The sequence below is a fragment of the Microbacterium hominis genome (assembly GCF_013282805.1).
GTDB lineage: Bacteria > Actinomycetota > Actinomycetes > Actinomycetales > Microbacteriaceae > Microbacterium > Microbacterium hominis_B.
In genome coordinates this window covers 2,455,726-2,469,086 of the sequence record NZ_CP054038.1, presented here as the reverse complement: position 1 = coordinate 2,469,086, position 13,361 = coordinate 2,455,726, and the positions used below count along the sequence as shown (strand labels likewise).

11 protein-coding genes are annotated in these 13,361 nt (G+C 71.3%); 6 read left to right on the top strand and 5 right to left on the bottom strand.

Annotation, left to right across the window (positions count from 1 at the left end):
• The first annotated feature begins 75 nt into the window (after positions 1-75).
• Both HQM25_RS11230 and HQM25_RS11225 read left to right on the top strand, forming a co-directional pair.
• Positions 76-441, top strand: a complete 366-nt coding sequence (locus tag HQM25_RS11230; protein ID WP_172990308.1) for a YciI family protein — start codon at positions 76-78, stop codon at positions 439-441.
• Positions 441-1,703 (top strand): RNA polymerase sigma factor, encoded by a 1,263-nt coding sequence (locus tag HQM25_RS11225; RefSeq protein ID WP_172990307.1) that lies wholly within the window; start codon positions 441-443, stop codon positions 1,701-1,703. The genes HQM25_RS11230 and HQM25_RS11225 overlap by 1 nt, the downstream gene beginning before the upstream one ends.
• Here HQM25_RS11225 and HQM25_RS11220 read toward each other — a convergent pair.
• Complete coding sequence (locus tag HQM25_RS11220) at positions 1,684-3,606, bottom strand: anthranilate synthase family protein (protein WP_172990306.1); 1,923 nt, start codon at positions 3,604-3,606, stop codon at positions 1,684-1,686. The genes HQM25_RS11225 and HQM25_RS11220 overlap by 20 nt on opposite strands.
• Positions 3,607-3,802: 196 nt before the next feature.
• On the opposite strand from HQM25_RS11220, the gene ispG reads away from it, so the two are divergent.
• Entirely contained in the window at positions 3,803-4,954 is a 1,152-nt protein-coding gene (gene ispG / locus HQM25_RS11215; protein WP_172990305.1) for a flavodoxin-dependent (E)-4-hydroxy-3-methylbut-2-enyl-diphosphate synthase, read from the top strand.
• Positions 4,955-5,135: 181 nt separating this feature from the next.
• Here ispG and HQM25_RS11210 read toward each other — a convergent pair whose 3' ends face one another.
• Together HQM25_RS11210 and pcp are read right to left on the bottom strand one after the other, a co-directional pair.
• Positions 5,136-6,212: a DUF998 domain-containing protein gene (locus HQM25_RS11210; protein ID WP_172990304.1), complete on the bottom strand. Its 1,077-nt coding sequence runs from the start codon at positions 6,210-6,212 to the stop codon at positions 5,136-5,138.
• Positions 6,213-6,289: 77 nt separating this feature from the next.
• Positions 6,290-6,925, bottom strand: coding sequence for a pyroglutamyl-peptidase I (gene pcp / locus HQM25_RS11205; RefSeq protein ID WP_172990303.1), 636 nt, complete (start codon positions 6,923-6,925; stop codon positions 6,290-6,292).
• 34 nt (positions 6,926-6,959) lie between these two features.
• On the opposite strand from pcp, the gene HQM25_RS11200 reads away from it, so the two are divergent.
• Entirely contained in the window at positions 6,960-7,508 is a 549-nt protein-coding gene (locus tag HQM25_RS11200) for a pyridoxamine 5'-phosphate oxidase family protein (RefSeq protein WP_172990302.1), read from the top strand.
• 22 nt (positions 7,509-7,530) lie between these two features.
• Here the strand turns inward: HQM25_RS11200 and HQM25_RS11195 are convergent, their stop codons facing one another.
• Both HQM25_RS11195 and HQM25_RS11190 read right to left on the bottom strand, forming a co-directional pair.
• Positions 7,531-8,550: a 1-aminocyclopropane-1-carboxylate deaminase gene (locus tag HQM25_RS11195; RefSeq protein ID WP_172990301.1), complete on the bottom strand. Its 1,020-nt coding sequence runs from the start codon at positions 8,548-8,550 to the stop codon at positions 7,531-7,533.
• Positions 8,547-9,233: a GntR family transcriptional regulator gene (locus tag HQM25_RS11190; protein WP_172990300.1), complete on the bottom strand. Its 687-nt coding sequence runs from the start codon at positions 9,231-9,233 to the stop codon at positions 8,547-8,549. Before HQM25_RS11190 ends, HQM25_RS11195 begins: the two co-directional genes overlap by 4 nt.
• Before the next feature lie 92 nt (positions 9,234-9,325).
• On the opposite strand from HQM25_RS11190, the gene HQM25_RS11185 reads away from it, so the two are divergent.
• The gene (locus HQM25_RS11185; RefSeq protein ID WP_172990299.1) at positions 9,326-11,125 is read left to right on the top strand and encodes a proline--tRNA ligase; all 1,800 of its coding nucleotides are present in this window, start codon (positions 9,326-9,328) and stop codon (positions 11,123-11,125) included.
• Positions 11,126-11,296: 171 nt separating this feature from the next.
• Positions 11,297-13,345, top strand: a complete 2,049-nt coding sequence (locus HQM25_RS11180; RefSeq protein WP_172991633.1) for a PhoX family protein — start codon at positions 11,297-11,299, stop codon at positions 13,343-13,345.
• The last annotated feature ends 16 nt before the right edge of the window (positions 13,346-13,361 follow it).

Below are 13,361 nucleotides of genomic sequence, written 5' to 3'. Positions count from 1 at the left end.
CGCCGCGGGTGTCGAAATAGGCCTTGTCCGTTCGCTGAGGGGATGAAACGGTTCCCCTGACGAAAGGAAACGGCCGTGAAGTACGTCATCATGTTCACCTCGGTGCCCGAGCTCGACAGGCAGCAGTCCGCAGAGGCGCGGCAGGCGGACTACGCCGAGATCTACCAGTGGTTCCAGGACCACAGCGCCGACATCTCCGACGGCGGCGCCGAGCTGCAGCCGGTCGAGACGGCGACGACCGTCAGATACGGCGACGGCGGTGCGCTCGTCGTGGACGGCCCGTTCTCCGAGGCCAAGGAGGTCATCGGCGGGTTCAGCGTCATCGATGTCGCCGACATGGACGCCGCCATCGCGCTGGTCAAGACCTGGCCCTCGCTCACGTTCCCCGGCACCGCCATCGAGATCCGCCCGATGGTCACCGACTACAGCCAGTTCGAGTGATGCCGTCGGATGCCGCGGGGCGGGGCGCCGACGAGGCGGGTCCGGCCGCGGCATCCGACCGCCTGCTCGGCACGGTCGTGCGCGAGGAGGCAGGCCGCATCGTGGCCGCGCTCACCCGGTCGATCGGCAGCCTCGACATCGCCGAGGAGGCCGTCGCCGATGCCATCGAGGAGGCCCTGCGCGAATGGCGCACGCGCGGCATCCCGCCCCGGCCCGGCGCCTGGCTGACCCAGGCCGCCCGGCACAACGCCCTCGACCGGCTCCGCCGCGAGAAGCGGTACCGCGACAAGCTGGCGCTGCTCGCCGAGCCGGAGCGGGTGGATGCCGTCACCGGCGCCGCCGATCCCGACGAGCGCCTTCCGCTGCTGTTCGGGTGCTGCCATCCGGCGCTGTCGCCGGATGCCCAGCTCGCCCTCACGCTGCGCGCCGTATGCGGTCTGACGACCCGCCAGATCGCGCGGGCGACGCTGTCGAGCGAGCAGGCGGCCTCGCAGCGGATCGTGCGCGCCAAGCGCAAGATCGGGCTCGCCGGCATCCCGATCCGGGTGCCCGAGGGCGCCGAGCGCCGCGACCGGCTCGACATCGTGCTCACCGTCGTCTCGGTCATGTACAGCGAGGCGCATCTGGCGGCCGGGGCGGACGCCGCCGCCGACCGCGACGTCGCCGACGATGCCCTGTGGCTGGCGCGCGTGATCGCCGCCGCGCTGCCCGGGGAGCCCGAGGCGCACGGGCTGGTGGCGCTGCTGGGGTTCCACCGCGCGCGGGAAGACGCCCGCGCCGTCGACGGCGACCTCGTGCTTCTGGCCGACCAGGACCGCTCGCGGTGGAATGCGGCGCTCGTGGCCGACGCCCGGCGCGCGCTCGCACGGGCCGCCGCGCTGCGGCGCCCGGGGCGGTGGCAGCTGCACGCGGCGATCGCGGCGTGCCATGCCGACGCGCGCACGGCCGCCGACACGGACTGGGGGCAGGTGCGCGTGCTCTACGACATGCTCCTGGCGTACGACGGGTCGCCGATCGTGCGGCTGAACCGCGCGGTGGCGGTGCTCCAAGCCGACGGCGCGGGGCAGGCGCTTGCCGAACTCGACTCCCTGGCACAGACGCTGGACGGCTATCACCTGTGGCACGCCGTGCGCGCCGAGGCGCTGCGCGCGCTCGGTCGCGACGACCTCGCACTGGCCGCCGACCTGCGCGCGCTGGAGCTCACCGCGAACGAGGCGGAGCGCCGCCTGCTCGAGAGGCGGCTCAGGCTCCCACCGGGGTGAGGGCGTGCGTGACGAGCCGCTGGAGGGTGGTCATGCCGTCGCGGGAGAGGATCGACTCCAGATGGCCCTGCACCGAGGCGAAGCCCTCGCCCCGCAGCGCGTAGACGGCCCCGTCGGGCTCGGCCGACACCTCCGCCGCGCCGACCGTCATCGTGCCGGGAGCCACGCGCGCGGTGAAGGTGTTGTAGAAGCCGATGGATGCCGGCTGGTCGAACACGTCCACGGTCTTCTGCACGCCCTGGTGCGGCGCGCCGAGCGGGGCGAGGTCCAGGCCCAGCGCGTCGGCGAGGATCTGGTGGCTGAGGCACACCGCCAGCAGTGGGGCGCCGGCCCCGCGCCGGCGGGCGACGACGTCGCGCATGCGACGGATGCGGGCGCTGGAGTCATCCCTCGGATCGCCGGGGCCGGGCCCCGCGACCACGAGCTCGGCCGCATCGACCTGAGAGTCCGTGACGGTGTCCCATGCCGCGATCTCGACCGACAGGCCGAGATGGCGCAGCTGATGGGCGAGCATGGTCGTGAAGCGGTCCTCCGCGTCGACGACGAGAGCCGAGCGCCCCGCGAACGGCCCGCCCCCGTCGGGGTCCTGGGGGTTGAGCCAGAACGCGGCCAGGCGTGCGTTGCGCGAGGCGAGCAGCGCGGCGATCTCGGGATCATCGGCCAGCAGACGACGCTGCGCCGTCGGCGCGTCGTCGTCCACGGCGGCAGCCTCCGCGGCCGTGTCGCGGGCCACCGCCCCGATGGCGCCGAGCACGCCGGCGGCCTTGCCGTGGGTCTCACTGACCTCGCCGTACGGATCGGAGTGACGCACGAGCGTCGCGCCGACGGGCACCCGGAGCCGGCCGTTGTGCAGATAGGCCGTCCGGATGAGGATCGGCGCGTCGAGGTCGTGCGTCGGCTCGCCCGCGGGAACGGGCGCCGGCCGCGGGGTGAACAGCGCCGCCACGCCCGAGTAGTAGCCGCGCGCCGAGCGCTCGTGCCGGGCGATCACCGTGCAGGCGTTCTGCATGGGCGAGCCGGTGACCGTCGGGGCGAACATCGTCTCGCGCAGGATGTCGCGCGGATCCAGCCGGCTGCGCCCGCGCAGCACGTACTCGGTGTGGGTGAGGCGCGACATCTCCTTCAGGTGGGGCCCGGTGATGCGGCCGCCGTCGGAGCACACGGCGCTCATCATCTTGAGCTCTTCGTCGACCACCATGAACAGCTCCTCGGTCTCCTTCGTCGACTCGAGGAAGGCGCTGAGGGTCTCCGCCGTCGCGCCGCCCGCGGGGTGGCGGAAAGTGCCCGAGATCGGATTCATCGTCACGAGACCGTCTTTGGCGCTCACGTGCGCCTCCGGGCTCGCGCCCACGGCGATGTGCCCGGGCGTCACGACGGCGAACGTCCAATAGGCGCCGCGCTCGTGCTCGAGGAGCGCCCGGAACCACGTGAGCGCGGCGATCGCCGGCTCGGTGCCGACACCGGCGGTGAAGTCGCGGCGAATGACGAAGTTCGCCCCCTCGCCGCGGCCGATCTCGTCGGCGATCACGCGCCGCACGATGTCGGCGTACTCCTCGTCCGTGATGTCGAACCCGGCATCGGTGAGAGGCACGGGCGCCGACGGAAGCTGATCGAGGGCATCCTCGCGGGTGAGCCGGGTGCGCTCGCCGACGATGAGGCACCGCAGCGGCGCACCGTCGTCGTGGCAGACGAACCCGCGCTCGCGCACCTGGCGGTAGGGGACCAGCGCCAGCACCTCGCGCGGCGCCCCCGCGGCATCCACCAGCGGGATGTCGGCGAGCAGGTCGACGTCGACGACCTCGCCGGTGAGCACCTCGATGGTGGCGGCGTCGCGCGCGATGAGGGCGAACGGGATGCCGCTGGCGGCAAGAGCGGGGAGGGAGAGCTGTGCGGACCCGGTCATCTCGGACTTTCGTTCGTCGGAGGCGGTCACCCTGAAACGAAGAAGACCGCCCGTGGGCGGTCTGTCGTCACGCGAACCCACCGCCTATGCGGTGGGCCACCAAGCCTGGTACGCGGACATGGGGTGAACCTACCACACCGCGCGAGGGCGCTCCGTTCACAGCCGCGGAGCGCGCGCGGCGCGTAGGCTGGAGCGCGTGCCTGCTGTGAATCTCGGGATGCCCAAGGTCCCTGAAACCCTCGCTCCGCGTCGCAAGACCCGCCAGATCAGGGTGGGCAAGGTTCTGGTCGGCGGCGACGCGCCGGTGAGCGTGCAGTCGATGACGACGACCCCCACGACCAACATCAACGCGACGCTCCAGCAGATCGCGGAGCTCACGGCCTCCGGCTGCGAGATCGTGCGCGTCGCGGTGCCGAGCCAGGACGACGCCGATGTGCTGCACATCATCGCGAAGAAGAGCCAGATCCCGGTGATCGCCGACATCCACTTCCAGCCGAAGTACGTGTTCCAGGCGATCGACGCCGGCTGCGGGGCGGTGCGGGTGAACCCCGGCAACATCCGCAAGTTCGACGACCAGGTGGGGGCCATCGCCCAGGCTGCCAAGGCGGCGGGCGTCTCGCTGCGCATCGGCGTGAACGCGGGCTCGCTCGACAGGCGCCTCCTCGAGAAGTACGGCAAGGCCACGCCCGAGGCGCTCGTGGAGAGCGCCGTGTGGGAGGCGTCGCTGTTCGAGGAGCACGACTTCCACGACTTCAAGATCTCGGTCAAGCACAACGACCCGATCGTGATGGTGAAGGCCTACCGCATGCTCGCCGAGCGGGGCGACTGGCCCCTGCACCTGGGCGTCACCGAGGCCGGGCCCGCCTTCCAGGGCACCATCAAGAGCGCGACGGCGTTCGGCATCCTGCTCGCCGAGGGCATCGGCGACACGATCCGCGTCTCCCTCTCCGCCCCTCCCGCCGAGGAGGTCAAGGTCGGGCACCAGATCCTGCAGTCGCTGAACCTGCGCGAACGCAAGCTCGAGATCGTCTCGTGCCCGTCGTGCGGGCGCGCGCAGGTCGACGTCTACTCGCTCGCCGACAACGTGACCGAGGGGCTCAAGGATATGACCGTCCCGCTGCGCGTCGCCGTCATGGGCTGCGTCGTCAACGGCCCGGGTGAAGCACGCGAGGCGGACCTGGGTGTGGCCAGCGGCAACGGCAAGGGCCAGATCTTCGTGAAGGGGCAGGTCATCAAGACGGTGCCCGAGGCCGAGATCGTGCAGACGCTCATCGAGGAGGCGAACCGCATCGCCGCCGAGATGGGCCCCGATGCCCCCGTCGGCACCGCGCAGGTCGTCACCGCCTGAGCTGCCCTCCGACCGGCTGTCTCCTGCCCAGCGGGCGCTGATCGATGAATGGATGCCGCGCGCGGCGCATCAGGTCGGCGATGCCCCGTTCGAGGCGCAGGGCCATCGGATGATCGCCGACGCGCTCGCCGCCCTCGACGACTGATGCGCCGGCGGCGCTGGACGCGCTCGGGACGCCCCGTCAGTCGGTGCGACCGGCGACGCCGAGGAACCGGATGAACACCGCGACCCAGCCGAACACGAGGGCGAAGACGATGATCTCGAACGCCGTGAGCAGGAAGTACTGCACGATGAACAGCACGACAGAGCTGAGCAGCGCCGCCAGGAACGCCCACGCCGAGACGAAGTAGGTGCGCGGCATCCCCTTGAGGAAGTTCGGGCCGGTCGCCAGCAGCACGAGGTACATGACCGCCATGCCCGAGGCCGACACGTTGTGCAGCGTCAGGTTCACGTCGAAGGGGAAGATCCCGACCCCTGCGAGCATGATGCCCATCACGACGAACAGGCTCGGCACGACGCGCATGCCACGCGGGTTCTTCAGGACACCGGCCTCGGTGAGGGCGCGCATGTCGTTGGCGATGTAGACGGCGAAGGTCGTCACGAACAGGCCTGCGGCGATGAGCGTGCCGTTGAACACCCAGCTCGACAGGTCGTCCTCGAAGGTGCCGAGGTGGCTGAAATGCACCTCCCACCAGGCGGGGTCGGGGGTGGTGACCATGGCGGTCAGCGTGCCGATCGCGATGAACGCCAGCAGCAGCGACGTCATGCGCTGCGTGGTGAGCGCCGACACCGACAGCCACACGATCCAGGTCGTGAGGCCCAGTGTCACCGCCATGAGCACGATCGCCCAGAAGGTGATGACCGGAAGGCCGATGAAGCCCAGTGCCAGCACCCGGTACAGCGCGAACGTGGCGACGAACGCCAGCGCGGTGTGCACGATCACGACGGAGATCGTGTTGACGGTGAACTTCCACGGCGCCAGCGCCAGTCGCCACTCCTGCCCGGGGCGGCCGCGCGCCCGCCAGTACTCGATGGTGGATGCCGCGGCGGCCACGACGGCGGCACCGGATGCCGCCCACAGCCCGAACGGGTTCGCGTCGCCGAACAGCCGGAGGTCGGGGGTGAGGAGCGAGAGGAGGAGTCCGAAGACGGCTCCGATCGCCCCGGCGGTGAGAGCGGCGTAGACCGCCTCGGACTCGGCGCGCCGCCCCGGAACAGGGGCGGCCGCATCGATGGTCGACACACCCGCGGTGCTCATGCGGTCAGTGTAGGGCCGCCGGGGTCGCGCGCGGCAGTGGGGCGCGCGCCCGGGGATGCCGCGCTCGGAGGCGTGGGTCAGTGGAGCGTGCCGCCGCTGAGCGCGGCATCCACGTCGACGTCGAGGGTCGTGCGCAGGACCAGGTCGATCGCGCGCGCGATCTGCGCGAGCGGGAGCGTCGCCGCGTCGGAATCGGGGGCGTGCTCAGCCGACCACGGCACGTGGACGAACCCGGTGCGCACGCCCGGGTCGACGGCGTGGAGCGCCGAGAAGAACACGTGGTTGCACACGTACGTTCCCGCGCTGTACGAGAGTTCCGCCGGGATGCCGGCGGCGCGCAGATCGCGCACGATCGCCTTCACCGGCAGGGTCGCGAACGCCGCGGCGGGAGCGCCCGGGACGCTGGGCACATCGATCGGCTGCTGCCCGTCGTTGTCGGGGATGCGGGCGTCGAGGAGGTTCACGGCGACGCGCTCCACCCCGATCGCCGCGCGCCCGCCGGCGAGCCCCGTGGCGACGACGGCGTCGGGGGAGTGCTCGGCGATGAGCGCGCGCAGCCGTTCGGCCGCTGCCGAGAAGGCGACCGGCAGCACGGCGGTCACGAGCGTCTCCGGGCCCGACCAGCCCGCGGCGACGCGGTGCACCGCCTCTCCCGACGGGTTCGCGGCATCTCCGCCGAAGGGCTCGAAGCCGGTGAGGAGCACGGTGGTCATCACTCCAGCCTAGGCACCGTGGCACACTCGGGGCATGGGCAAGGTCTTCGAGGAGATCGACGGCGCGCTGGCGCGCTGGATCGGTCGTCAGCACATGTTCTTCGTCGCGACGGCGCCCCTGGCCGCAGACGGCCGCGTGAACCTCTCCCCGCGCGGACTCGACAGCTTCAGCATCCTCGACGGGCGCACGGTCGCATGGCTGGATCTCACCGGCAGCGGCGCCGAGACGAGCGCGCACGTGCGCGAGAACGGCCGCATCGTGCTGATGTTCTGCTCCTTCGATGCGCGGCCGCGCATCGTGCGGCTCCACGGTCGCGGCCGTATCGTGCTTCGCGGAGACCCCCTCTTCACGAGCGTGTCGGCCGATCACCCGGGTCACATCGGCGCCCGTGCCGTGATCGTCGTCGACGTCGAGCGCATCGCCGATTCCTGCGGGTGGGGGGTGCCGCAGATGGACTTCGTCGCCGACCGCGACATCATCGGTCCGTGGGCCGAGAAGAAGGGCCCCGCCGGCGTCGCGCGCTATCAGGCGCAGAACAACGCGGTCTCACTCGACGGCCTGCCGGGGCTGCCGGGGCTCTGAGGGCCCGCGGCAGCCGGCCGCGTCACGACCAGAGCGAGTGGTACGCGTTGATCGCGGGCTGTCCGCCGAGGTGCGCGTAGAGCACCGTCGAGCCCGATGGGATGTCGCCGCTCTTCACGAGGTCGATGAGGCCGGCGAGCGACTTGCCCTCGTAGACCGGGTCGGTGATCATCGCCTCCAGCTGCGCGCCGAGCGCCATCGCCTCCATGGTGGAGTCGACCGGGATGCCGTACAGGTCGCCCGCCCAGCCCTCGAGCACCCGGATCTCGTCGTCGCGGAGATCCCGTCCGAGCTCGATGAGCGCTGCCGTGTTGCGCGCGATGCGGCCGACCTGGTCGCGGGTCTTCTCGAGGGTCGCCGAGGCGTCGATGCCGAGCACGCGGCGCTTCACGCCGGTGAGCTCTTCGAGCGCGGCGAACCCGGCGATCATGCCGGCGTGGGTGGAGCCGGTCACCGTGCACACGACGATCGTGTCGAAGAAGACGCCCAGCTGCTTCTCCTGCTCGGCGACCTCGAACGCCCAGTTGGCGAAGCCGAGGCCCCCGAGGGGATGCTCCGACGCGCCCGCCGGGATCGGATACGGCGTGCCGCCGGCCTCCTCCACCTCACGCAGCGCGTCTTTCCACGAGTCACGGATGCCGATGTCGAAGCCCGCCTCGTCGAGTCGCGAGTCGGCGCCCATCATGCGGGAGAGCAGGATGTTGCCGACCTTGTCGTTCACCGGGTCGTCCCACGGCACCCACTTCTCCTGCACGAGGCGCGCCTTCAGCCCGAGGTGGGCGGCCACGGCGGCGACCTGGCGGGTGTGATTGGACTGGTAGCCGCCGATCGAGACGAGGGTGTCGGCGCCGGAGGCGAGGACATCGGGCACGATGTACTCGAGCTTGCGCACCTTGTTGCCGCCGTACGCGAGGCCGCTGGAGACGTCTTCGCGCTTGGCCCAGACCTGCGCACCGCCGAGGTGCTGGGTCAGGCGCTTCAGGTGCTGGAGGGGGCTGGGCCCGAAGGTCAGCGGGTGGCGGGGGAACTGGTCGAGCTTCACGGAGTCTCCTCGGTCGCGGTGTCGGCGGTCGGCGCGGGGGAGCCGTCGACGGTGAGGCTCTGCCAGGTCTGTTCGGCCAGGGATGCCGCCCCCGCGGCATCGCCGGCGGCGCACAGTTCGATGAGCCGGGCGTGGCGGCGCGCGGAGTCGCGCCCCTCGACCGACGCGAAGCGCAGACGCTCCGCGCGGTGGAGGACGGGCTCGTGCCGGCCGATGACGGCGCGTGCTGCGGAGTTGCCGCACACGTCCAGTGCGACGGCGTGGAACGCCTCGTCGGCGGCGAGCGCGGCATCCACGTCTCCCGCCTCCTGCGCCGCCGTGAAGCGCGCGTTCGCCGCGCGCATGCGGTCGAGGTCGACGGCGGTCATCTTGGGCACCGCGTGCTGCACGGCCAGGCGGTGCATGGCGGCGACGACCGTCTGCGCTTCGCGGACGCCCGCCTCCTCGAGTGGCGCGACGACCGTCGATCGGCCGGGGAGGGCGTTCACCAGGCCGGCACGGCCGAGTTCGAGCAGCGCCTCGCGCACGGGGGTGCGGCTGACGCCGAGCCAGGTCGCGACGTCGCCGTCGCGCAGCTGCTCGCCGGGCGCGAGCGTGCCGTCGACGATCGCGTCGCGCAGGCGCACGAACACCTCGTCGCGCAGCAGGGGGCGCGGGGCCAGCGTCTCGGTCGGAATCGGCATGCAATATATTGCACACTGCGATCGGGGATCCGTCAAGCCGGGACCACGCATCCGTCGAGCGCCGCGCCGCGGCATCCGTAGACTTGTCGCTCGTGGTCACACGTCTTTCGAACTTCTTCCTCCGCACGCTCCGCGAAGACCCCGCCGACGCCGAGGTCACGAGCCACCGCCTGCTCGTGCGCGCCGGGTACATCCGCCGTCAGGCGCCGGGAATCTTCGCGTGGCTGCCGCTGGGCCTGCGGGTGAAGAACCGCCTCGAGACGATCATCCGCGAGGAGATGGCCGCCGCAGGCGCCCAGGAGGTGCACTTCCCGGCCCTCATGCCGCGTGAGCCCTACGAGGCCACCGGCCGGTGGGAGGAGTACGGCGACGGCATCTTCCGCCTGAAGGACCGCAAGGAGGCCGACTACCTGCTCGCGCCCACGCACGAGGAGGCCTTCACGCTGCTCGTGAAGGACCTGTACGGCTCGTACAAGGACCTGCCCCTGACGATCTACCAGATCCAGGACAAGTACCGCGACGAGGCCCGGCCTCGCGCCGGCCTCCTGCGCGGACGTGAGTTCACGATGAAGGACGCGTACTCGTTCGATTCCTCGGATGCCGGGCTCGACGCCTCCTACATGGCGCAGCGCGACGCCTATGAGCGCATCTTCCAGCGCCTGGGCCTCGAGTACGTGATCGTGCAGGCCGACGCCGGCGCGATGGGCGGATCGCGGTCGGAGGAGTTCCTCCACCCCACCGCGGTCGGCGAGGACACCTTCGTGCGCTCGGCGGGCGGCTACGCCGCCAACGTCGAGGCGTTCGAGACCGTGGCGCCCGCGCCCATCCCGTTCGACGGCATCGGCGCGCCGGTCATCTTCGACTCGCCGAACACCCCCACGATCCAGACGCTCGTGGACCACTCGAACGCGCACCTCGAGGCTCCCGCACCCGGGATCGCCGGCCCGGCGACCGCCGAGGCCGCCGAGTGGACGGCCGCGCACACGCTCAAGAACGTCGTGCTGGCGCTGACGCACCTCGACGGCACCCGTGAGCTCGTGATCGTCGGCATCCCCGGCGACCGCGACGTCGATGCCAAACGCGCCGAGGTCGCCTTCGCGCCCGCCGAGGTCGAGGCCGCCACCGAAGCGGACTTCGCCAAGCACCCGCTCCTGGTCAAGGGCTACATCGGCCCCTGGTCCGAGCAGGGCGCCGTGCTCGGCGAGGAGTCGGCCACCGGCATCCGGTTCCTGCTCGACCCGCGTGTCGTCGACGGCACGGCGTGGGTGACGGGCGCGAACATCGACCAGAAGCACGTGCACACGCTGGTGGCGGGCCGCGACTTCGTCGGCGACGGCTTCGTCGAGGTCGCGAACGTCGTCGAGGGCGACCCCGCGCCCGATGGCTCGGGGCCCGTGCACCTGGCGCGCGGCATGGAGATCGGCCATGTCTTCCAGCTCGGCCGCAAGTACGCCGAGGCGCTGGGCCTGAAGGTTCTCGACGAGAACGGCAAGCTCGTCACCGTCACGATGGGCTCGTACGGCATCGGCGTGACCCGCATCCTCGCGAACATCGCGGAGCTCAACAACGACGCGAAGGGCCTCATCTGGCCGGCGTCGGTGGCGCCGTTCGATGTGCACGTCGTGGCCACGGGTCGGGATGTCGTCGCCTTCGAGCTCGCCGAGCAGGTGTCGGCTTCGCTCGAACAGGCCGGGCTCGACGTGCTCTTCGACGACCGTCCCAAGGTCTCGCCGGGAGTGAAGTTCGGCGACGCCGAGCTGGTCGGAGTGCCGCAGATCGTCATCGTCGGCCGTGGCGCCGCCGACGGCGAGGTCGAGCTGTGGGATCGCCGCACCGGGGACCGCGAGGTCGTCCCCGTCGCCGAGGCGGTCGCGAAGCTCGCCGCACGCTGATCCGCGCGGGGGCGGTCCGGCCCCCGCGTGAACGGACTCTCACCTCTCGGTCGCTCTCTGTTCACGTCTCGGTCGCCTGCCCGTACGGCACCGCGATCAGGCTGGCGGCAGCACATCGCCCCCAGAGGAGACCCCGTGAGCATCATCGAGAACCACCGTCGGCCGCTGCCGATGGCCGACCACGTGCGCGGCAAGCGCTCGGCCGTCACCTGCCAGTTCAAATGCGCCAACGCGTGCGTCGGGCCCGAGTGCAACCAGTCCGGCAACGCCCACTTCCGTGACATCGCATCGGCCGCGCTCTCGCGGCGCGCCCTGCTCGGCATGGGGGCGGCCGCGGCCGTCGCCGTGGGCCTCGGCCTCGACTCGGGCGCGCCCACGTCGTCGCCCGTCGCCGCCGGTGCCGGTGGCGCGGGCGCCTCGTTCGGCCGCGCCTCGGCCTCGGCGGGCCTCGCGTTCGATCCGATCGCGCCCGTCGCCCGCACCGTCGACGCGTTCACGGTGCCGACCGGCTATGCGTGGGAGCCGATCATCCGCTGGGGCGACCCGCTGTTCACGAAGGCGCCCGCCTTCGACTTCGCGAACCAGACACCGGAGGCGCAGGCGCAGCAGTTCGGCTACAACTGCGACTACCTCGACATCATCGCCGACACCAACCGCCGCTCGGGCGTGCTGGTGAGCAACCACGAGTACGTCAACCCGAACATCATGTTCACTCCGACGACCGATCCCGGCGAGCTGCGGCGCCGCGGCGAGATCTACAAGATGGCGCAGGGCTTCGCCGTCGTCGAGATCGAGCGGCGTCGCGCCGGCGACCGCTGGTCGTACGTCGTCGGCGGTCGACGCAGCCGCCGCATCACCGTCGAGACGTCGTTCGCCCTGACCGGTCCCGCCGCCGGGTCCGACCTCCTGAAGACCGCGGCCGATCCGAAGGGCACGACCGTCAAGGGCACCCTCGGCAACTGCGCCGGCGGCACCACGCCGTGGGGCACGGTGCTCTCGGGCGAGGAGAACTTCAACGGCTACTTCGCCTGGGCTGCCGACACCGCCGGTCAGCGGCGCTACCAGGCGAGCGCGTCGACCTCCACCTCGACGGGGTGGGAGAAGTACGACCCGCGCTTCGACGCGCACAGCGCCGACTACGTCAACGAGCCGAACCGGTTCGGCTGGATCGTCGAGATCGATCCCCAGGACCCGAAGTCGACACCGCGCAAGCACACCGCGATGGGCCGCATGAAGCACGAGGGTGCGAACGTCATCGTCGGCGAGGACGGCCACGTCGTGGCCTACATGGGCGACGACGAGCGAAACGACTACCTCTACAAGTTCGTCTCGAGGAACCGCTTCAACGCCAAGCCGGGCAACGCCGCACGCAAGCACAACATGCGCCTGCTCGAAGAGGGCGACCTGTATGTCGCGAAGTTCTCCGGCGACTCCCCGGCCGCGGAGATCACCGGAACGGGTGCGCTTCCCTCCGACGGCGCCTTCGACGGCACCGGTCAGTGGATCCCGCTCACGCAGGGCGGCCGCAGCATGGTCGCCGGGATGTCGATCGAAGAGGTGCTCGTCTTCACGCGCCTGGCCGCCGACGCCGTCGGCGCGACCAAGATGGACCGCCCCGAAGACGTCGAGCCGAACCCGAAGACCGGAAAGGTGTACGTCGCACTCACGAACAACTCGCAGCGCGGCGGCGCGGCGGCGCCCGTCGATGAGGCCAACCCGGTCACCGGCAACCGCTACGGCCACGTGATCGAGCTGACCGAGACCGCCGGCCAGTCAGGCACCCGTTTCGGCTGGAGCATCCTGCTTCTGTGCGGCGACCCGTCGACGAACGTGAACACCTACTTCGCCGGGTTCCCGAGGGAGCTCGTCTCGCCGATCTCCTGTCCCGACAACGTCGCGTTCGACTCGAAGGGCAACCTCTGGATCTCGACCGACGGCGCCCCGAGCACGATCGGCTACAACGACGGTCTCTTCCTCGTGCCCCTCGAGGGCGACGAGCGCGGCCGCGTGCAGCAGTTCCTCGCCGTGCCGCGCGAGGCCGAGACGTGCGGTCCGGTGATCCACGACCAGGAGGACCTGGTCTTCGTCGCCGTGCAGCACCCGGGCGAGGACGGCGCGGTCGGCGATCAGCATTCGCTGTTCCCCGACTACGGCTCCACCGCTCCCGGCGCGGTGCCCGACGCACCGAGGCCCTCGGTCGTGCAGGTCTACCGCGCCTGATCCGAAGGCGGCCGAG